Annotated in this window: 19 protein-coding genes, 1 tRNA gene and 1 pseudogene; 6 read left to right on the top strand and 15 right to left on the bottom strand. The window is 56.1% G+C overall.

What is annotated here, in order from left to right:
• Positions 1–12: 12 nt before the first annotated feature.
• From fdx to trmJ, 9 genes are all read right to left on the bottom strand, one after another.
• Positions 13–354 carry an ISC system 2Fe-2S type ferredoxin gene (gene fdx, locus ACYZUC_RS14940; RefSeq protein WP_192302617.1) on the bottom strand — a complete coding sequence of 114 codons (342 nt, stop codon included), beginning with the start codon at positions 352–354 and terminating at the stop codon, positions 13–15.
• Positions 354–2,219: a Fe-S protein assembly chaperone HscA gene (hscA, locus tag ACYZUC_RS14945; RefSeq protein WP_226298660.1), complete on the bottom strand. Its 1,866-nt coding sequence runs from the start codon at positions 2,217–2,219 to the stop codon at positions 354–356. Before hscA ends, fdx begins: the two co-directional genes overlap by 1 nt.
• A gap of 51 nt (positions 2,220–2,270) precedes the next feature.
• Entirely contained in the window at positions 2,271–2,792 is a 522-nt protein-coding gene (gene hscB, locus ACYZUC_RS14950) for a co-chaperone HscB (protein WP_008025499.1), read from the bottom strand.
• Positions 2,793–2,800: 8 nt separating this feature from the next.
• The gene (gene iscA, locus ACYZUC_RS14955) at positions 2,801–3,124 is read right to left on the bottom strand and encodes an iron-sulfur cluster assembly protein IscA (protein WP_003227904.1); all 324 of its coding nucleotides are present in this window, start codon (positions 3,122–3,124) and stop codon (positions 2,801–2,803) included.
• A 34-nt stretch (positions 3,125–3,158) separates the two neighbouring features.
• Entirely contained in the window at positions 3,159–3,545 is a 387-nt protein-coding gene (gene iscU, locus ACYZUC_RS14960) for a Fe-S cluster assembly scaffold IscU (protein ID WP_003443374.1), read from the bottom strand.
• Between the two features lie 86 nt (positions 3,546–3,631).
• Positions 3,632–4,846 carry an IscS subfamily cysteine desulfurase gene (locus ACYZUC_RS14965; protein WP_008025496.1) on the bottom strand — a complete coding sequence of 405 codons (1,215 nt, stop codon included), beginning with the start codon at positions 4,844–4,846 and terminating at the stop codon, positions 3,632–3,634.
• 50 nt (positions 4,847–4,896) lie between these two features.
• A complete protein-coding gene (gene iscR, locus ACYZUC_RS14970) occupies positions 4,897–5,388 on the bottom strand; it encodes a Fe-S cluster assembly transcriptional regulator IscR (RefSeq protein ID WP_008042436.1) in 492 nt (163 codons plus the stop codon).
• Positions 5,389–5,641: 253 nt separating this feature from the next.
• Positions 5,642–6,418 (bottom strand): serine O-acetyltransferase, encoded by a 777-nt coding sequence (gene cysE, locus ACYZUC_RS14975; RefSeq protein ID WP_008025494.1) that lies wholly within the window; start codon positions 6,416–6,418, stop codon positions 5,642–5,644.
• A gap of 2 nt (positions 6,419–6,420) precedes the next feature.
• Complete coding sequence (gene trmJ / locus ACYZUC_RS14980; RefSeq protein ID WP_008025492.1) at positions 6,421–7,191, bottom strand: tRNA (cytosine(32)/uridine(32)-2'-O)-methyltransferase TrmJ; 771 nt, start codon at positions 7,189–7,191, stop codon at positions 6,421–6,423.
• Between the two features lie 303 nt (positions 7,192–7,494).
• Between trmJ and suhB the strand changes: the two genes are divergently transcribed.
• Positions 7,495–8,313 carry a type III secretion system regulator SuhB gene (gene suhB / locus ACYZUC_RS14985; RefSeq protein WP_008014726.1) on the top strand — a complete coding sequence of 273 codons (819 nt, stop codon included), beginning with the start codon at positions 7,495–7,497 and terminating at the stop codon, positions 8,311–8,313.
• 357 nt (positions 8,314–8,670) lie between these two features.
• On the opposite strand, the gene ACYZUC_RS14990 is transcribed toward suhB, so the two are convergent.
• The 6 genes from ACYZUC_RS14990 to queA all read right to left on the bottom strand — a co-directional run bounded on the left by ACYZUC_RS14990 (position 8,671) and on the right by queA (position 14,759).
• Positions 8,671–9,222 carry a glycine zipper 2TM domain-containing protein gene (locus tag ACYZUC_RS14990; RefSeq protein ID WP_008025488.1) on the bottom strand — a complete coding sequence of 184 codons (552 nt, stop codon included), beginning with the start codon at positions 9,220–9,222 and terminating at the stop codon, positions 8,671–8,673.
• 119 nt (positions 9,223–9,341) lie between these two features.
• Complete coding sequence (gene secF, locus ACYZUC_RS14995; protein ID WP_192228436.1) at positions 9,342–10,256, bottom strand: protein translocase subunit SecF; 915 nt, start codon at positions 10,254–10,256, stop codon at positions 9,342–9,344.
• A gap of 9 nt (positions 10,257–10,265) precedes the next feature.
• Positions 10,266–12,134, bottom strand: coding sequence for a protein translocase subunit SecD (gene secD / locus ACYZUC_RS15000; RefSeq protein ID WP_461996582.1), 1,869 nt, complete (start codon positions 12,132–12,134; stop codon positions 10,266–10,268).
• Positions 12,135–12,197: 63 nt separating this feature from the next.
• Positions 12,198–12,536 (bottom strand): preprotein translocase subunit YajC, encoded by a 339-nt coding sequence (yajC, locus tag ACYZUC_RS15005; RefSeq protein WP_007916913.1) that lies wholly within the window; start codon positions 12,534–12,536, stop codon positions 12,198–12,200.
• A 43-nt stretch (positions 12,537–12,579) separates the two neighbouring features.
• On the bottom strand, positions 12,580–13,695 hold the full coding sequence (gene tgt, locus ACYZUC_RS15010; RefSeq protein ID WP_162130724.1) for a tRNA guanosine(34) transglycosylase Tgt: 1,116 nt from the start codon (positions 13,693–13,695) through the stop codon (positions 12,580–12,582).
• Positions 13,696–13,709: 14 nt separating this feature from the next.
• Positions 13,710–14,759: a tRNA preQ1(34) S-adenosylmethionine ribosyltransferase-isomerase QueA gene (gene queA, locus ACYZUC_RS15015; protein WP_192420785.1), complete on the bottom strand. Its 1,050-nt coding sequence runs from the start codon at positions 14,757–14,759 to the stop codon at positions 13,710–13,712.
• A gap of 107 nt (positions 14,760–14,866) precedes the next feature.
• Here queA and ACYZUC_RS15020 point away from each other — a divergent pair.
• The 5 genes and pseudogenes from ACYZUC_RS15020 (at position 14,867) to ACYZUC_RS15040 (ending at position 19,637) form a co-directional block, all read left to right on the top strand.
• Positions 14,867–14,951 (top strand) — tRNA-Leu (locus ACYZUC_RS15020).
• 148 nt (positions 14,952–15,099) lie between these two features.
• Positions 15,100–15,429, top strand: coding sequence for a hypothetical protein (locus ACYZUC_RS15025; protein WP_461996583.1), 330 nt, complete (start codon positions 15,100–15,102; stop codon positions 15,427–15,429).
• Positions 15,430–15,801: 372 nt separating this feature from the next.
• Positions 15,802–16,863, top strand: coding sequence for a S1 family peptidase (locus ACYZUC_RS15030; protein WP_461996584.1), 1,062 nt, complete (start codon positions 15,802–15,804; stop codon positions 16,861–16,863).
• A 170-nt stretch (positions 16,864–17,033) separates the two neighbouring features.
• Positions 17,034–17,241 (top strand): annotated as a pseudogene (locus ACYZUC_RS15035) (hypothetical protein).
• Positions 17,242–17,480: 239 nt separating this feature from the next.
• Positions 17,481–19,637, top strand: coding sequence for a hypothetical protein (locus ACYZUC_RS15040; protein ID WP_461996585.1), 2,157 nt, complete (start codon positions 17,481–17,483; stop codon positions 19,635–19,637).
• The last annotated feature ends 265 nt before the right edge of the window (positions 19,638–19,902 follow it).

The raw sequence follows: 19,902 nt of genomic DNA on the forward strand, positions 1-19,902 counted from the left end.
CAGTTCCTTGAATCAGTGCGGCGCTTCGGCGGCGTGGTTGAGCGAATACTTCGGAATCTCGACCGTCAGGTCTTCAGTTCCGACGATCGCCTGGCAGGCCAGACGCGATTGAGCTTCCAGACCCCAGGCACGATCGAGGAAATCTTCTTCCAGTTCGTCCGCTTCTTCCAGCGAATCAAACCCTTCTCTGACGATGCAGTGACAAGTGGTGCAGGCGCAAACGCCACCACAGGCACTTTCCATCTCGATATGGTGCTCATGGGCCAGTTCGAGAATCGATGTACCGGGCTCAGCCTCGACCACCATGCCTTCCGGGCAAAACTTCTCGTGTGGCAGAAAAATGACCTGCGGCATCAGTTATCCTCGATTTCATTCAGATTGCGCCCCGCCAGCGCGGCTTTCACCGTCGAGTCCAGGCGGCGGGCAGCAAAGGCGTCGGTCACTTGCGACAGACGCTTGGTCTGCTGCTCGATGGCGTAACCATCAGTACCTTTCATCAGTTCGGTGAGTTCCTGCATCTGCAATTCGATGACCATGCGCTCTTCGGCGTCGAGCAAACGCTCGCCGTCAGCTTCAAGGGCGGCTTGCACCGCTTCGATCAGGCGCTGGGCGTCGACCTGCTGCTCACGCAGCACACGGGCGACCTTGTCGTCATTGGCGTGCTGGAACGAATCCTTGAGCATCTTGGCGATTTCGCCGTCGGTCAGGCCGTAAGACGGCTTGACCTGAATGCTTGCTTCAACACCCGAACCCAACTCACGGGCCGAGACGCTGAGAAGGCCGTCGGCGTCGACCTGGAAGGTCACGCGAATCTTCGCTGCACCGGCGACCATCGCCGGAATGCCGCGCAATTCGAAGCGCGCCAGGGAACGGCAATCGCTGATCAGCTCGCGCTCGCCCTGCAACACGTGGATCGCCATGGCCGACTGGCCATCTTTGTACGTGGTGAAGTCCTGGGCACGAGCGACGGGAATGGTGGTGTTCCGCGGAATCACCTTCTCCATCAGGCCGCCCATGGTTTCCAGCCCCAGGGACAACGGAATCACGTCGAGCAACAGCAGTTCGCCGCCATCGCGCTTGTTGCCGGCCAGCGTATCGGCCTGGATCGCGGCACCGATGGCCACCACTTGATCCGGGTCGATTTCAGTCAGCGGTTGGCGACCAAAGGCTTCAGCGACGGCTTCGCGAACGCGAGGCACACGGGTCGAACCGCCGACCATGACCACCGCGTGCACGTCTTCCAGCTCGACGCCGGAATCACGCACCGCGCGACGGCAGGCTTTCAGGCTGCGAGCAACCATCGGCTCGATCAGCGCATTGAAAGCTTCGCGAGTCAGTTCGGCTTTCCAGTCGCCATAAGCGACTTCAACGGCCGCAACATTGGTCAGCGCTTCTTTGGCCGCGCAGGCAGTTTGCAGCAGGTTACGTTGCGCACCCGGATCGAGGTCGGCGGACAAACCGGCGCTCTCGATGATCCAGCCGGCAATCGCATGGTCGAAGTCATCGCCGCCCAGGGCGCTGTCGCCGCCGGTGGCCAGCACTTCGAACACACCGCCGGTCAGGCGCAGAATCGAAATATCGAAGGTGCCGCCGCCCAGGTCATAAATCGCGACCAGGCCTTCAGCATGTTGATCCAGACCGTAAGCCACGGCAGCGGCGGTCGGCTCATTGAGCAAACGCAGCACGTTGAGGCCGGCCAGCTTGGCCGCGTCCTTGGTGGCTTGACGCTGAGCATCGTCGAAATAGGCCGGAACGGTGATCACCGCACCCACCAGCTCGCCACCCAATGTCGCTTCAGCGCGCTGACGCAACACCTTGAGGATATCGGCGGAGACTTCGACCGGGCTTTTCGGCCCCTGAATGGTTTCAATGAACGGCATGTGCGACTCGCCGCCGACAAAGCGGTACGGCAGTTGCTCGCCCAATTGCTTGACGTCGGACAGACCACGACCCATCAAGCGCTTGACCGACAGCACGGTGTTCAACGGATCGGTAGCGGCAGCCAGCTTGGCCGACTCGCCCACTTCGACGCGATCGGCGTGGTAACGCACGGCGGACGGCAGGATGACCTGCCCGTCAGCGTCGGCCAGAGGCTCGGAAAGACCACTGCGCAATGCAGCGACCAGCGAATTGGTAGTGCCCAAGTCGATCCCCACAGCCAGACGACGCTGGTGCGGTTGAGGACTTTGGCCGGGTTCGGCGATCTGCAGTAGGGCCATCGTGATCAGGACTTATCTGTATATCAGGCGTGCGACCGGAGCGGCACTGGGTTAATCGTCGAGGCGCTCTTCTAACTGGCGCACTTCGTAGGTGAGCTTGTCGAGGAACTGCATGCGCCGCATCAGGCGTTCGGCCTGTTCACGTTGCGCTGCATCATTCCAACAGGCTGCGAAACTGTCGTTCAGTTTTTCCTGAGCAACTTTCAAACGACGCTTGAAGACGGCAACGCCATTCAGGTCGGCGCTGTCCTGCAGGTCTTCGAGCTCTTCGCGCAATTCCATCTGTTGCAGAAGAAACTCCGGATCATGCACCGTGACCTCCAGCGGCAGCTCGCCACCATTCAGGGCGAGCAGGTATCGCGCGCGCTTCGGGGGACTTTTGAGCGTCTGATAGGCCTCGTTGAGGCTCGCGGATTGCTCTAGCGCCAACCGTTGCTCGCGCTCGGAAGCATCCGCAAAACGGTCTGGATGAACACTGCGCGCCAACTCACGGTAGCGCGTAGCCAGCTGGTCGAGATCCAGATTGAAACTCGGTTGCAGCTCAAATAAAGCGAAATGACAAGGAGTACCCACAAGAAGCCTCAGATGTTGAAGCTTTCGCCGCAGCCACATTCACCGCGTACGTTGGGGTTGTTGAACTTGAAGCCTTCGTTCAACCCTTCCTTGACGAAATCGAGCTCGGTGCCGTCCAGGTAGGCCAGGCTTTTCGGGTCGATGATCACTTTCTCGCCGTGACTTTCGAACACCTGATCCTCGGCAACCACCTCGTCGACAAACTCCAGCACGTAGGCAAGGCCGGAGCAGCCCGTGGTGCGAACACCCAGACGAATCCCTTCACCTTTGCCGCGCCCGTCGAGGGAGCGTCGCACGTGTCGAGCAGCCGCTTCTGTCATGCTGATAGCCATCGGTGACTCCTTACTCGTCGCAAAATCTTGAAAATCAGATCAAGCCTTTCTTCTGCTTGTAGTCGCGAACGGCCGCTTTGATAGCGTCTTCAGCGAGTACGGAGCAGTGAATTTTCACCGGCGGCAGAGCCAGCTCTTCGGCCAGTTGAGTGTTTTTGATGGTCTCTGCCTCATCCAGAGTCTTGCCTTTCATCCACTCGGTCGCCAGGGAGCTGGAGGCGATGGCCGAACCGCAACCGTAGGTCTTGAACTTGGCGTCTTCGATGATGCCTTGCTCGTTGACCTTGATCTGCAGGCGCATCACATCGCCGCACGCCGGAGCGCCGACCATGCCGGTGCCGACATCCGGGTCTTCCGCGTCCATCTTGCCGACGTTACGCGGGTTTTCGTAGTGGTCGATGACCTTTTCGCTGTAAGCCATGATTCTTAATCCTCACTCATCAGAGAGTCGCTCTTGAAGCCCTGACCACCTTAAGTTTACAGGGCCTGGTTTGCGGCGACTTGAAATCAGTGTGCCGCCCACTCGATTTTCGAAATGTCGACACCGTCTTTGTACATGTCCCACAGCGGCGACAGAGCGCGCAGCTTGGTAACGGCCTCGCAGACTTTCTGCGCGGCGTAGTCGATTTCTTCTTCGGTGGTGAAACGACCGAAGGTGAAACGGATCGAGCTGTGCGCCAGTTCGTCGTTGCGGCCCAGGGCGCGCAGTACGTACGAAGGCTCCAGCGAAGCCGAGGTGCAAGCCGAACCGGACGAAACAGCCAGATCCTTGAGCGCCATGATCAGCGACTCGCCTTCAACGTAGTTGAAGCTCAGGTTCAGGTTGTGCGGAACGCGGGCGGTCATGCTGCCGTTGACGTACAGCTCTTCCAGGTCTTCGACCTGCTTGAAGAAACGGTCGCTCAAGGCTTTGATGCGCACGTTCTCGGCAGCCATGTCTTCCTTGGCTACGCGGAAGGCTTCACCCATGCCGACGATCTGGTGGGTCGCCAGGGTGCCGGAACGCATGCCGCGCTCGTGACCGCCGCCGTGCATGGTCGCTTCGATGCGCACACGCGGCTTGCGGCTGACGTACAGCGCGCCGATGCCTTTAGGGCCGTAGGTTTTGTGGGCGGAGAACGACATCATGTCGACTTTCAGCTTCTGCAGGTCGATCTCGACCTTGCCGGTGGACTGAGCGGCGTCGACGTGGAACAGGATCCCTTTGGAGCGGGTCAGTTCGCCGATGGCTGCGATGTCGTTGATGGTGCCGATTTCGTTGTTCACGTGCATGACCGAAACCAGGATGGTGTCGTCACGCAGTTCAGCTTCGATCATTTCTGGCGTAACCAGACCGTCAGTGCGAGGCTCGATGTAGGTCACTTCGAAGCCTTCACGCTCCAGTTGGCGCATGGTGTCGAGGACAGCCTTGTGCTCAATCTTGGTGGTGATCAGGTGTTTGCCCTTGGTCGCATAGAAATGCGCCGCACCCTTGATTGCCAGGTTGTCGGACTCGGTGGCACCGGAGGTCCAGACGATTTCACGCGGGTCGGCGTTGACCAGGTCTGCGACCTGACGACGGGCGTTTTCGACGGACTCTTCAGCTTTCCAGCCGAACACGTGGGAACGGGACGCCGGGTTACCGAAGTTTCCGTCGACCAGCAGGCATTCACTCATTTTTTGCGCAACACGCGGATCAACCGGGGTGGTCGCAGAGTAATCAAGGTAAATCGGCAATTTCATGGACTATCTCCTAAATCAGGCTGGCTGGCGTGCCGCTAGCTCTTTGGCTGTCATTCGACGGCGGACGCTTCAATCTTGTCCAGGCGTGGCGTCTTGCTGTTGCAACGACGCTGGTCCTGACGCTGGGCTACTTCTTGTACCTCACGGCGAGTAACAAGATCAGCCAAGCTGATACCGCTCAGAAATTCGTGGATCTGCAGGCTCAGGTCGCACCACAGGTGGTGGGTCAGGCAGGTGTCGCCTTGATGGCAATCGCCCTGCCCCTGGCACTTGGTTGCATCGACCGATTCGTTTACTGCATCGATCACCTGGGCGACCTGGATGCCCTGCATGTCGCGGGACAGTTGGTAACCGCCGCCCGGACCACGGACGCTGGACACCAGATTGCTGCGGCGCAATTTGGCGAAAAGCTGTTCGAGGTAGGACAGGGAGATGCCTTGGCGCTCGGAGATATCGGCCAGGGACACGGGCCCGTGCTGCGCATGCAACGCCAGATCAAGCATGGCGGTCACGGCGTATCGGCCTTTTGTAGTCAGTCGCATGGACAATTACCACGGAGTTCGGAATGGGGCGAGTATGCAATTCCCGAGTATTTAAGTCAACTATAAGACCTAGTACTTTAGTCAGGTTTACCCGCAAAAGAGCGGCCGCATCATAACAAAGGCTGGGCGGTTACAGCCAGCAATTGCGCGTTATCGTTCTTCGCGGGCAAGTCGGATCGCCGCCCGCTCGCTCCTACAGGATTAACGAAACCCTTGTAGGAGCGAAGCTTGCCCGCGAAGGGGTCGACGCGGTCTAGCTGGCCTGGCTCTGATCCTTGTCCTTCACACACGCAAAGTCTTCTTCGCGCAGTTCAGGCAGATCTTTCGCACAGTAATTACTGCCCAGATCCTTCAGCGCCCCGCACATCCCCTCCAGACGACCATCGACCGCCTGCAGATGATCAAGCAGTTGATTGATGGCACGCGCCACCGGGTCCGGCATGTCTTCGCCAACACCGTAGGCATCGAAACCGATCTTCTCGGCCATGGCCTTGCGCTTGGCGTCCTGCTCTTCATCGGATTTGACGATGATTCGCCCTGGAATGCCGACCACTGTCGCACCGGGCGGAACAGCCTTGGTCACCACGGCATTGGAACCGACCTTGGCCCCGGCACCCACGGTGAACGGGCCGAGCACCTTGGCACCAGCCCCCACCACCACACCGTCTTCCAGTGTCGGGTGACGTTTGCCTTTATTCCAGCTGGTGCCGCCCAGCGTCACACCCTGATAAAGGGTGACGTCGTTGCCGATCTCGGCGGTTTCACCGATGACAATGCCCATGCCATGGTCAATGAAGAACCGACGACCGACCTTGGCACCCGGATGGATCTCGATCCCGGTCAACCAGCGACCGAAGTTCGACACCAGCCGCGCCAGCCATTTCAGCTCGGCGCGCCACAAGGCTGCCGACAACCGGTGGATCCAGATGGCGTGCATGCCCGGGTAGCAAGTCAGGACTTCAAAAGCGTTACGCGCCGCCGGGTCACGATGGAAAACACTCTGGATATCTTCACGCAAACGCTCGAACATCATTAATCCTTCCGCTTTAGAAGCTCACCACGGGCCGCTTTCTGGGTTTCCGTGAGGATGCCACGCAATATATTCATTTCCGCCCGGCTGACCGAGCTTCGTCCGTACAACCGACGCAGGCGCGCCATCAAGTGCCGTGGCTTTTCAGGATCGAGGAATTCGATGGCCACCAGGGTTTGCTCCAGGTGTTCATAGAATCGCTCCAGCTCATCCATGGTCGCCAGCTCAGCGCTTTTGACCGATGCCACTTCTTCCTTCTCGACCTTGCTCGGCTGGCCTTGGGCCGCGAGCCAGGACATGCGCACTTCATAGCTCAACACCTGCACCGCCGCCCCAAGGTTCAGCGAACTGAACTCAGGGTCTGATGGGATGTGCACGTGATAATGACATCGCTGCAGCTCTTCATTGGTCAGGCCGGAATCTTCACGACCAAATACCAAGGCGATTTCGGCGCCCTGCCCGGCCTCCTCGACCACTTTCGTCCCGCATTCGCGGGGATCGAGCAGCGGCCAGGGAATCCGACGGTCACGGGCGCTGGTGCCGAGCACCAGATTGCAGCCGACCAAGGCATCTTCCAAGGTGGCGACGACTTGCGCGTTTTCAAGGATGTCCCCGGCACCGGATGCACGGGCATCGGCTTCGTGGTGGGGGAACAACCGTGGTTCGACCAGCACCAGCCGCGACAGGCCCATGTTCTTCATGGCACGCGCAGCCCCGCCGATATTGCCGGGGTGGCTGGTATTGACCAGGACGACACGAATGTTTTGCAGCACGGGAGGCGTTCTCGAACACAATAATCGGGAGCCGAATCTTACAGCTCAACAGGGTGCCCTGCCTCAAAAATAACGATTCACTTTTGACGGCGCTCAATGTCGGTATGCTGCGTTGCCGCTTCTCCCCATAGCGCTATGAGTCGGCGCGGCGCCTTGCCTGCCAACATTGATCACTCGTCAAAAGTGACCGTATTTCTGAGGCGGGGCACACCGTTCAGCTATGAAAGCGAACACTGACCTTCACCTGTAGAAAAGTTCTGATAGAATGCCCGGCTTTCTTTAACAACCTTAGGTGACACATCCATGCAGCCCATGCTGAATATCGCGCTGCGCGCCGCCCGCAGCGCCAGTGAATTGATCTTCCGCTCCATCGAGCGCCTGGATACCATCAAGGTCGACGAAAAAGACGCCAAGGATTACGTATCCGAGGTGGATCGCGCCGCTGAACAGAAAATCATCGACGCGCTGCGCAAGGCTTACCCGAACCACTCGATCATGGGTGAAGAAACCGGCATGCACGCCGGCACCGGGATCGAAGGCGAAGAATACCTGTGGATCATCGATCCGCTGGACGGCACCACCAACTTCCTGCGCGGCATTCCTCACTTCGCTGTCAGCATCGCCTGCAAATACCGCGGTCGCCTGGAACACGCTGTTGTTCTGGACCCGGTTCGCCAGGAAGAATTCACCGCCAGCCGTGGTCGCGGCGCTCAACTGAACGGTCGTCGCCTGCGCGTCAGCGGCCGCACCAGCCTGGACGGCGCCCTGCTGGGTACCGGCTTCCCGTTCCGTGACGACCAGATGGACAACCTCGACAACTACCTGGGCATGTTCCGCGCCCTGGTTGGCCAGACCGCCGGCATCCGCCGCGCTGGCTCGGCGAGCCTGGACCTGGCCTACGTGGCTGCCGGCCGTTTCGACGCTTTCTGGGAGTCGGGCCTGTCCGAGTGGGACATGGCTGCAGGCGCCCTGCTGATCCAGGAAGCTGGCGGTTTGGTGAGCGACTTCACCGGCGGTCACGATTTCCTTGAGAAAGGCCACATCGTTGCCGGTAACACCAAGTGCTTCAAGGCAGTGCTGACGGCGATCCAGCCGCACCTGCCGGCCTCGCTGAAGCGCTAAGCTTCCAGCGACAGAAAAAGCACCCTGCGGGGTGCTTTTTTTATGCCTGGAATTCCCCCCTGTAGGAGCCGGCTTGCTGGCGATTGCGGCCTGACATCCAATATTAATGTCGACGGATACACCGCTATCGCCGGCAAGCCGGCTCCTACAAGTCCGCGCCCGACGTACCGCCTCATGCAGCACACAAAACCTGTAGGAGCCGGCTTGCCGGCGAAAACGGTCTGGCATTCAACATTTATGTCGACAGTTATACCGCAATCGCCAGCAAGCCGGCTCCTACAGGGGGCTGCGTGAATTTTGGGCACAAAAAAAGCACCCCGTAGGGTGCTTCTTTTTCAGCGGCTGACAATCAGCTCATCAATGCGCCTGTTCATTCTGCGTCAGGATCAACTTACCTTCCTTATCCACCGGAATCTGGTTGCCCGGATCACGATCCATCCGCACCTTGCCTTCCTTGCCGTCCAGCGAATAACGAACGTCGTACCCAACAACCTTGTCGCTGATGTCATTCACCGTATTACAGCGAGTTTGCGTCGTGGTGTAGGTGTCACGCTCCTGCATGCCCTCCTGTACCTTGTTGCCGGCGTAACCACCACCGACCGCGCCCGCAACCGTGGCAATTTTCTTGCCGGTGCCGCCGCCGATCTGGTTACCCAGCAGACCGCCTGCCAGCGCACCCACCACCGTACCGGCGATCTGGTGTTGATCTTTCACCGGCGCTTGCCGGGTGACCGCTACATCCTTGCACACTTCACGTGGAGTCTTGATTTGCGTCTTGACCGGCTCAACGGCGAGTACTTGCGCATACTCAGGGCCATTATTTTTTACCAGGCTATAGGTGGCCACAGCACCCCCGGCAGTCACACCGACAGCACCCAATACAGCACCAACCAGCATCGACTTGTTCACATGAACCTCCTGACCATCACCCGCGGAACATGTCCGCGCTTCTCCCAGCCTTGGAGCATAAAAAAAGGCGCGAGTTCAACTCGCGCCTTTTTGGGCTGACAGCTGGAAAGCGATGGCCGTTATGGACGGTCGTCGACTTCCTTCTCGGTATTCACCGTCGGGATCAGGTCTTCGGAGTTCAGATTCAGCCAGATCAACACCACGTTGGCGATGTAGATCGACGAATAAGTACCGGCCAGAACACCCACCAGCAGTGCCAGGGAGAAGCCGTAGAGGTTGTCACCACCGAAGAACAGCAGTGCCGCAATCGCCAACAAAGTGGAAACCGACGTCGCGATAGTCCGCAGCAGGGTTTGCGTGGTCGAGATGTTGATGTTCTCGATCAGGCTGGCCTTGCGCAGTACACGGAAGTTCTCACGAACCCGGTCGAATACCACGATGGTGTCGTTGAGCGAGTAACCGATGATCGCCAGCACCGCCGCCAGCACCGTCAGGTCGAAGGTGATCTGGAAGAACGACAGGATACCGATGGTCACGATCACGTCGTGAATCAAGGAAACGATCGCACCGACGGCGAATTTCCACTGAAAGCGGAACGCCAGGTAGATCAGGATGCCGCCCAGCGCCATCAGCATGCCGAGGCCGCCCTGGTCGCGCAGCTCTTCACCCACCTGCGGGCCGACGAACTCGACGCGCTTGACCGTCGCCGGGTTATCGCCGCCGACCTTCTGCAACGCCGCTGCCACCTGGTGACCCAACTGCGGGTCTTCGCCAGGCATGCGCACCAGCAGATCGGTAGTCGCGCCGAAGTTCTGCACGATGGCTTCGTGATAACCGGACGAAACCAGCTGCTCACGCACCTTGGTGACGTCGGCCGGACGCTCGTAGGTCAGCTCGATGAGCGTACCGCCGGTGAAGTCCAGCCCCCAGTTCATGCCCTTGTGGAAGACACTGAAAATGGCCAGCGCAGTAAGGAACAATGTGACGCCGAACGCGAAGTTGCGAACGCCCATGAAGTTGATTGTACGTAACATGGCAGCCCCTTAAATCCACAACTTCTTGAAGTCACGACCGCCGAAGATCAAGTTGACCATCGCGCGGGTGACCATGATGGCCGTGAACATCGAAGTCAAAACCCCGAGGGACATGGTCACTGCGAAGCCTTTGACCGGACCTGTACCCATGGCAAACAGGATCCCGCCCACCAGCAAGGTGGTCAGGTTGGCGTCGAGAATCGCGGTAAATGCGCGACCGAAACCTTCGTTGATTGCCCGCTGTACGGTCATGCCCGCCGCGATCTCTTCACGAATCCGCGAGAAGATCAGTACGTTGGCGTCGACCGCCATACCCATGGTCAATACGATACCGGCGATACCCGGCAGGGTCAGCGTTGCACCCAGCAGCGACATCAGGGCCAGCAGCAGCACCATGTTCACACCCAGCGCAACGGTGGCGATGATGCCGAAGAAGCGGTAGATGGCGATGATGAACAGCGAGACAAACAGCATGCCCCACAGCGATGCATCGATACCTTTGGTGATGTTGTCCGCACCCAGGCTCGGGCCGATGGTGCGTTCTTCAGCGAAGTACATCGGCGCCGCCAGACCACCGGCACGCAACAGCAGCGCCAGTTCGGACGATTCGCCCTGGCCATTCAGGCCAGTGATACGGAACTGAGCACCCAGCGGCGACTGAATGGTCGCCAGGCTGATGATCTTCTTCTCTTCCTTGAACGACTGCACCGCCACGTCTTTCTCGACGCCATCAACCACTTGCTTGGTGTAAGTGGTGACCGGACGCTGCTCGATGAAGATCACCGCCATGCTGCGACCGACGTTCGAACGGGTTGCGCGGCTCATCAGCTCGCCACCGTGACCATCCAGACGGATGTTCACTTCTGGCGTGCCGTGCTCGCCGAAGCCAGCCTTGGCGTCCGTTACCTGGTCACCGGTGATGATCAGGCCACGCTCGATCAGCGCAGGAGGACGATTGCCTTCACGGAACTCGAAGGATTCGGAAGTGGCTTTCGAAGCGCCAGGCTCAGCAGCCAGACGGAACTCAAGGTTGGCCGTCTTGCCGAGGATACGCTTGGCTTCTGCGGTGTCTTGTACGCCCGGCAGCTCAACCACGATGCGGTTGGCGCCCTGACGCTGAACGATCGGTTCGGCAACACCCAGCTCGTTGACGCGGTTACGTACCGTGGTCAAGTTCTGCTTGATGGAGTATTCGCGGATTTCCGCCAGCTTGGCCGGGGTCATCGCCAGACGCAGCACCGCCTGACCATTGAGGTCGGCCGGAACAATGTCGAAATCGTTGAAGTTCTTGCGGATCAGTGCACGGGCCTGTTCGCGGGAAGCTTCATCAGAGAAGCCCAGCTGAATGGCACCGCCCAGTTGCGGCAGGCTGCGATAGCGCAGTTTCTCTTTACGCAACAGGCTCTTTACATCGCCTTCGTACACTTTCAAGCGTGCGTCGAGGGCTTTGTCCATGTCCACTTCGAGCAGGAAGTGCACACCACCGGACAAGTCCAGACCCAGCTTCATCGGGTGCGCGGCCAGGCTGCGCAGCCATTGCGGGGTGGTTTGTGCCAGGTTCAGAGCAACGACGTAGTCATCACCCAACGCCTTGCGCACGACGTCTTTGGCCGGCAGCTGGTCTTCAGCCTTGGTCAGACGAATCAGACCGCCCTTGCCGTTGGCTGCCAGCGTGGCCGCCTTGACGTTGATCCCGGATTCCTTGAGCGCAGCGCTCACACGATCCAGATCAGCCTGATTGACTTGCAGCGCAGTGCTTGCACCGCTGACCTGAATGGCCGGGTCATCAGGATATAGATTGGGAGCGGAATAAATCAGACCGATCGCCAGCACCGCCAGGATCAGAATGTATTTCCACAGAGGGTATTTGTTCAGCATCACGCCGCCCGCTTATGACGCGGGGCGCCTTGCGCGCCCCGTCGATTGAGTAGAAGTTGAAACTTAGATCGCTTTCAGCGTGCCTTTTGGCAGCGTGGCGGCAATGGCGCCTTTCTGGAACTTCATTTCGACGGTGTCGGAAACTTCCAGAACCACGAAATCGTCAGCCACTTTAGTGATCTTGCCGGCGATGCCGCCGGTGGTCACAACTTCGTCGCCTTTTTGCAGGCTGCTCAGCAGGTTCTTCTGCTCTTTGGCGCGCTTGGCCTGTGGACGCCAGATCATCAGGTAGAAGATGACCAGGAAACCGACCAGGAAAATCCACTCAAAACCGCCACCCATTGGGCCGGCAGCGGCCGGTGCAGCGGCGTCAGCCATGGCATTCGAGATAAAAAAGCTCATTTAGCACTCCAGTTGCAAATGTTGAATCTTGGGGTCAGAAAACTCAGTCCAAAGGCGGAACAGGTAACCCGCGTTTGGCGTAGAAGGCATCGACAAAGGCGGCCAATGTACCCTGTTGAATAGCCTCGCGCAAACCAGCCATAAGCACTTGATAATGACGCAAGTTATGGATGGTATTGAGCATGCTCCCCAGCATTTCGCCGCACTTGTCCAGGTGATGCAGATAAGCGCGGGAGAAGTTCTGGCAGGTATAGCAATCGCAGGTCGGATCGAGCGGCGAATCATCATGGCGATGGAACGCGTTACGGATCTTCAGCACGCCGGTATCAATGAACAGATGCCCATTGCGGGCATTACGGGTTGGCATCACGCAATCGAACATGTCCACACCGCGGCGCACACCCTCAACCAGATCTTCCGGTTTGCCAACGCCCATAAGGTAACGAGGTTTGTCAGCCGGCATCTGACCCGGCAGGTAATCCAGCACCTTGATCATCTCGTGCTTCGGCTCGCCCACCGACAGACCGCCGATGGCCAGGCCATCGAAGCCGATCTTGTCGAGGCCTTCCAGCGAACGCATGCGCAAATCCTGGTGCATGCCGCCCTGAACGATGCCGAACAGCGCGGCCGTGTTGTCGCCATGGGCTTCTTTCGAACGCTTGGCCCAACGCAACGACAGCTCCATGGAGATACGCGCGACGTCTTCGTCAGCAGGGTACGGCGTGCATTCGTCGAAAATCATCACGATGTCCGAGCCCAGGTCACGCTGGACCTGCATCGACTCTTCCGGGCCCATGAACACTTTGGCGCCATCGACCGGAGAAGCGAAGGTCACGCCCTCCTCCTTGATCTTGCGCATCGCGCCCAGGCTGAACACCTGAAAACCGCCGGAGTCTGTAAGAATCGGGCCTTTCCACTGCATGAAATCGTGCAGGTCGCCGTGCTTCTTGATCACTTCGGTGCCAGGACGCAGCCACAAGTGGAAGGTGTTGCCCAGAATGATTTCCGCGCCGGTCGCGGTAATGTCCCGCGGCAGCATGCCCTTCACGGTGCCGTACGTGCCCACCGGCATGAAGGCCGGGGTCTCGACGGTACCGCGTGGGAAGGTCAAGCGACCGCGACGAGCCTTGCCGTCAGTAGCAAGCAACTCAAACGACATACGACTTTGGCGACTCATTCTTTGTCCTCAGGGCCACGTGGTGCGGGATTACGGGTGATAAACATCGCATCACCGTAGCTGAAAAAGCGGTATTCATGCTCAACGGCGGCTTTATAAGCGGCCATGGCTTCGGGATAACCGGCGAACGCCGAAACCAGCATCAACAGCGTGGATTCGGGCAAATGGAAGTTGGTAACCAGGGCATCGACCACATGAAACGGCCGGCCCGGGTAGATGAAGATGTCGGTGTCGCCACTGAACGGCTTGAGCACGCCATCACGCGCGGCACTTTCCAGCGAACGCACGCTGGTGGTCCCCACCGCCACCACGCGACCACCGCGAGCGCGGCAAGCGGCGACGGCATCGACCACGTCCTGGCCGACTTCCAGCCATTCGCTGTGCATGTGATGGTCTTCAATCTTCTCGACCCGCACCGGCTGGAACGTGCCCGCGCCGACGTGCAAGGTCACGAACGCCGTCTCGACGCCCTTGGCCGCAATCGCGTCCATCAGCGGTTGATCGAAATGCAGCCCCGCCGTCGGCGCCGCCACCGCGCCCAGGCGCTCGGCGTACACCGTCTGATAACGCTCGCGGTCCGAGCCTTCATCCGGGCGGTCTATATAAGGAGGCAACGGCATGTGCCCGACGCGGTCGAGCAGCGGCAACACCTCTTCGGCGAACCCCAGTTCGAACAACGCATCGTGACGCGCCAGCATCTCGGCTTCGCCACCGCCATCGATCAGGATCTTCGAACCCGGCTTCGGCGACTTGCTGGAGCGCACATGGGCCAGCACGCGATGACTGTCCAGCACCCGCTCCACCAGGATTTCCAGCTTGCCGCCGGAAGCCTTCTGGCCAAACAGCCGCGCCGGAATCACCCGGGTATTGTTGAACACCATCAAATCGCCCGGGCGCAAATGCTCAAGCAAATCAGTGAATTGACGGTGTGCCAGGGCGCCGCTGACCCCATCAAGGGTCAACAGGCGACTGTTGCGACGCTCGGCCAAAGGGTGGCGAGCAATCAGCGAATCAGGGAGTTCGAAAGTAAAGTCAGCAACGCGCATGATGGGGTTCGTCTAGCAGGGCCCGGAAGTCTAGCCGAAATAGTGAAAATTCTCTATGTACCTGATTGACCGACGGTAATCTCATCTCTATACTTCGCCGCCATTGAGCCCTGATGGCGGAATTGGTAGACGCGGCGGATTCAAAATCCGTTTTCGAAAGGAGTGGGAGTTCGAGTCTCCCTCGGGGCACCAAAATTAAGAAAGGTCTTGCTTAGCAAGGCCTTTTTTTTCGCCTGCCAAAAAGTGCCTGACACCCCACCGACCTGTAGGAGCCGGCTTGCTGGCGATGCTTTTGGCTTTTTTAGTCCTCGGCCGGTACGACTTATCAAGGATTCATCCCATGGAACTGCTGCTGGAAACTGTTGCTCTGTTCTGTCTCAAGCTGGCTTATGAGACGGAGGGGTCGAGTCCGATTCTGCGAGATGATCCGATCATGAGTGATTATGAGCGGGAGGTTTTTGGGTTGTTGGTGCGTCGGGGGGATGTTGAGGGGATTCAGTTTAGAGTGACGCACTGTGTAGGTGTGGCGCTGGACGCTATAGGCGGGGATGAAACGCCACTGGGGCGCGAACTGCACAGGTTGGCAGCAGATTTCAACTCTGCGCGGACACTGGAGCAGCTTGACCGCCCGCTAATCGCGCTCAAGGATTATCTGAAAGACATTCAATGAAGGAAGGCGTGCAGCCTGAAAAGTGGGAACGCCCGATAGCCAGACCGCTGTTGGTCGCCAAGGCTAATCCACTCCTAATCCTATCCCTTTTTCCACGCCCCTATACCCAGCTTTTAGCCAAGCCCGCTTCCAGCCAAAATCGGCCAGTCGTAAGATGCGCAGCGGACCTAGAGCAGCCATCTTTGGACGCCGTGGCAAAGGTGTTCCAGACTGGGATGCGGTGCTTGAACATGCGGCACTATAAATCTCCCTTGCTCTCCACGCAGGCATCTGGTTCCTTTGCGCAGTAGATCAGTTGACTCAGTCAGCGACGTAGCCGTCTCGTGTTGGTTGTTGGCAGTCAGGATTGGACATTGAGAGAGGGTAATACGGATGGAAGGATTCGAACCGTTCAGCATTCGCACCTGCGAGGCGCTTCTACTAGATGCAGGAAAAGGTATTCATAGATACGAGCCAATTCAAGGTAAACCATTTTCGCCATTTGAAATTCACGATCCGTTTGGGCTTCGAAATGCCATTATCCCGGTCTTTCGCCAAGACCTTGAAGGTCGGATATACGGCCTTGGAACCGCGTTTCATATTGATGGGTTTGGCAACTTTCTGACTGCATACCATGTGATTGACTTCATCGAGAGAGATCGCGCTAGTCGCCCCCTCTTGTTTCTAAGCATGCACGCCGTCGTCTTCGGAACGGCTTGTATCCCGCCGGATTGCTTCGTCCCAGTCGAGGGACTGTGTGTGCCGATGACCGAGATAAGCGACCCGATGGCTGAGCTGCGAGGACAGTCGACGCGTGAACCTTCTATTGACATTGCATTGTTGAAGGCCGAGCAATTTGGCACCGCCGTGAGACCGCCACAAACTTTGCCCGTGAGGTCTAGAGGTTGGACTCCCCAACGCGGAGAGATCGTGTTAGCAGTCGGTTTTCCAGAACTGGACTTTGCCGAGGTAAGCGAATCGACTCAGCAAGCGCTGTTATCCGAAGGAATGTTTGGTGCCTACGGGCGGATCATTGAAGTCCATCCTGAAGGAACCAGTAACTCGAATAGAACCCCTGTGTTTGTTGTGGAGAGCGACTGGCCGCCAGGAATGAGTGGAGGTCCAGTATTCAACCGTGACGGTGAAGTAGTAGGAATGGTGAGCCGTTCATTACGAGCTGAGGCCGGCTTGGTTGGAGTGGGATACGCTGCGCATTTTGGCCTGGCTCACGATCTAGAACGACTCGCTCCCACTTTGGATAAGGATAATCCTGGTTGGCGTTTGTGCTGGGGTGTGTTTGCAGAAGATCCTTATACTCCGCTCAGTCTGCACGCATTGAGAGAAGATGCTGAAGTATCGTCTAACATGCTTCATCGGTGTAGCGAAATCAGAAGAGTCACGAATCGAATCGGCACAGGGGACATTATTTCGATTCCGCCATCATTCGATTTATAAAATTGGCTATGGAATATCAAACAGTCACGTTCAGTTGCTGAACAGGCATTGCATAAGCCCGCGATCAGATTTCCGAGCATCCGCTTTTGGCCGATTGTTGCCGATCGCGATCATGAATCACGAGGCTTACGGCAGTGGAGTTGCACTCTCTTCTCCAAGGAGGAATCGCTATGTCGAATTCAGACCTTTTTCCATCCCTCCGGTACAAAATCAATGAAAACCAATTCGCCTTGGAAGCCGCCATCCTCGGACTCTCAAATTGGGTTGAGCAGCGGTTCGACCGAGTTTGCCGAAAATGTTCGGGGTGTTCTGGTGGCAATCGGCCGTAAGGAAGAATTCATCAAGATGATACTTGCGGTGATGATAACGCCGGAATGACTGCTTCATGCCTTGAAGAAATCCGCCCCCTAGAAAGCCATGGGCAGGCATGGATTCGGCTAATGAAGACTTATGCTGGCACGACTTTAATTTTTCGTTCCGCTATGTTCCCCTTCGCCCAGATGCATTTAACTCAAAACCTCCTTCTTCCGCGTATAAATTTTTTAGTAAATTCAACAATATAAGAGCCGCACACCTAGCTCCCATTCGCCCTTCTAAAACAATTACTTGGACCAGCCATGACAGACCAAATCTCTACAGAAGATTTTTCTTACTTCCAACAGATCCACGACTCACCCGGCATGAAGTTCTTAAACAAACTTCACACCCGGAGCTTTTCACTAAATATCTTCCAAATGAACGCGTTAGAGCTTATGGAGGCTACCAAAAAAGTCAGAGACCCAGATGAGGGACTATTTCTAATGTCACAGGACAACAAGGAAGCGGGTCAACAAGCCCACCGAGAGCTCAGCCGCCACATTCACAACTTTGCAGCATCATCAAAAACCTTAGTAGATCATACCCGCGTTTTCCTTGAAGAAAATTACTCTAAAACAGAAATAATAAAAAGCGTCCAAACCAAGATCACTAGCACCTTTACAAATGACCCAGTATCAAAATTTGTCCATGACCTTAGAAACTACATGCTACATAAGGGGCTACCCAATTCACATATGTTCTTGTTACTCCAACAAGACCCAGCAAAGCCAGAGCTAGGTGCAGAACTAACTACGGGAATTCGCTTTGACACCAAGTCTTTGTCAGAGTGGTCGGGATGGACCGCTGCCGCAAAACAATATTTAGAGCAGAATGAGGAATATATCAACATCCATCATTTCACTGAAGAATACCTCCTTCGGGTTAATACGTTTCACTCATGGCTCGAGGAACTGTTATGCGAACACCACTCCGCCGACATCGAGAGACTGCAAGAACTGCAGAAATTGTATGCGGACGCGAGCAACAAACTTACAAACTTACGAACACAGCAACCCCCCAACCTTCTAGAAACTAGCAGTGCGATTAAGCTGGAACCAGAAGAAGAATTCAGATTTACAAAAAAAGACTCAAAAATAATAAATGAAGCTAGCGACACACTTTTACTGAAAATACGTAAAATAACCATCCAAAATAATGAACCAGAAAAATTTCCATCCGAGCGCCCTATATCAACCACTATTACAGACGCCGAAATAATTGGAACACCTATCCAATATGGAGTTGACATCAATGGTGAAAGTGTTTTAATTTTTGTCAAATCAGGCGAAAGCAGTTTCGGACTTTCAGACCAAGACTTTTTAGACGCTGAAGAGATTTACGATGGCATATATTCAACACAATGGGCAAAAGACAAAATAAGTCGCAAATTCATCCACAACCAATTAATTACCTGGGCTCAAGAAAACTTCCGAAACGATAATAAAACGCCATTTTCTGAGGCGATAATTTCAAAAAGCATAGAAAGTGCAAGACCGCTTGAAGTATGGGCCCCGATTGCACACTTAGAAATCGAGTCAACACTAGAGTTTGGCTCAGTGCATATCTGCCCGATTACTTCCGAGAAAATCGACTCCATCGAGAGAATGACAACAAACCTTCTGCTCGAACATCAGGAGCGAGTACGGCCACTGTTCACACATATGCGGCAAGAACTTCAAGGTTTCGCGGCGGTAGTCGTGACCTTGGAAGCAGAACCAATCCTGGCAAAAGAAAAAGGATATATCATTGCTCAGAACGCTCTAAACTTATTGAGATTTTTTTCCCCCTCAGCAGGGATGTCTTGGGTACTTTGCCCTACTGCATTGCTTGGGTCGGAAATTGTCCCAAGCTCAAAAATAATAACTTTGTCCGAATCCTCATTCTCATCAACTGATAGCTTAACCAGCAAAAATGTTGCTTACTGGAAACTGTCAATTAAAGACATAGAGCATCTAAATGAAAAAGGGCTCACCCGGGCAGCAAAATTAATCAATCCAGATGGACTGAGCGATTTCGAGACATCACTGCGGGCAAGTTTAATAACCTATAGTAAAAGCATGACACTTACCGATCTAGCCGATAGGCTCAGCCAGACCCTTTCCGCGCTGGAAAGGTTGTTCCTAAAGCATACACTGGAGCCTATTGTTTCAAATATCGCTGATCGATTGAGCTTTGTGCTTTCTCAGACAGAAGACGATCGTGCTACGATTTCGCAAATTGTTAGGCATGCTTATAAGCTTAGTGCACAATCCAGAACCACACTGCTATCTCCAAAAGAACAAGACAACTTAGCAAATTTTGTATCCATAGCATATCAAGCCATTATTACAGCCTTACGAAACATAGACACATTTGAGACTAAATCAGAGTTTATCAAAGCGATCGACTCACTAAAAACAAAACCCAATCAAACCTAAAACAATGACTTACCTACCGCAGCAACTTTTTCATATCGGGACGAATTTATTTTCGGTCCAATACTAAATCCGCCCCCTTCTTTGCAGCGTTGTGGTGGCCGGCTTGAATTTTACGCGAGCCAGCTCGCGCCTACATTGTAGCTATGAACTGACGGGGCGGGCGACCCGAATTTTCCGGGGTTGTCCGTCGCTACAATCAGGTAAAATATTTGGAAGTAAGTTTTGAGGACCAGGCAATTCACATTAACGCCGAATCACTTTTCAT

This window comes from Pseudomonas sp. GT1P32 (assembly GCF_054897805.1).

Coding starts and splice junctions, on each gene's coding strand:
- fdx (WP_192302617.1), bottom strand. CDS start 354: ATGCCGCAGGTCATTTTTCTGCCACACGAGAAGTTTTGCCCGGAAGGC.
- hscA (WP_226298660.1), bottom strand. CDS start 2,219: ATGGCCCTACTGCAGATCGCCGAACCCGGCCAAAGTCCTCAACCGCAC.
- secF (WP_192228436.1), bottom strand. CDS start 10,256: ATGTTACGTACAATCAACTTCATGGGCGTTCGCAACTTCGCGTTCGGC.
- iscU (WP_003443374.1), bottom strand. CDS start 3,545: ATGGCTTACAGCGAAAAGGTCATCGACCACTACGAAAACCCGCGTAAC.
- iscR (WP_008042436.1), bottom strand. CDS start 5,388: ATGCGACTGACTACAAAAGGCCGATACGCCGTGACCGCCATGCTTGAT.
- yajC (WP_007916913.1), bottom strand. CDS start 12,536: ATGAGCTTTTTTATCTCGAATGCCATGGCTGACGCCGCTGCACCGGCC.
- cysE (WP_008025494.1), bottom strand. CDS start 6,418: ATGTTCGAGCGTTTGCGTGAAGATATCCAGAGTGTTTTCCATCGTGAC.
- iscA (WP_003227904.1), bottom strand. CDS start 3,124: ATGGCTATCAGCATGACAGAAGCGGCTGCTCGACACGTGCGACGCTCC.
- ACYZUC_RS15030 (WP_461996584.1), top strand. CDS start 15,802: ATGGAAGGATTCGAACCGTTCAGCATTCGCACCTGCGAGGCGCTTCTA.
- suhB (WP_008014726.1), top strand. CDS start 7,495: ATGCAGCCCATGCTGAATATCGCGCTGCGCGCCGCCCGCAGCGCCAGT.
- secD (WP_461996582.1), bottom strand. CDS start 12,134: ATGCTGAACAAATACCCTCTGTGGAAATACATTCTGATCCTGGCGGTG.
- queA (WP_192420785.1), bottom strand. CDS start 14,759: ATGCGCGTTGCTGACTTTACTTTCGAACTCCCTGATTCGCTGATTGCT.
- ACYZUC_RS15025 (WP_461996583.1), top strand. CDS start 15,100: ATGGAACTGCTGCTGGAAACTGTTGCTCTGTTCTGTCTCAAGCTGGCT.
- ACYZUC_RS14965 (WP_008025496.1), bottom strand. CDS start 4,846: ATGAAATTGCCGATTTACCTTGATTACTCTGCGACCACCCCGGTTGAT.
- tgt (WP_162130724.1), bottom strand. CDS start 13,695: ATGTCGTTTGAGTTGCTTGCTACTGACGGCAAGGCTCGTCGCGGTCGC.
- ACYZUC_RS15040 (WP_461996585.1), top strand. CDS start 17,481: ATGACAGACCAAATCTCTACAGAAGATTTTTCTTACTTCCAACAGATC.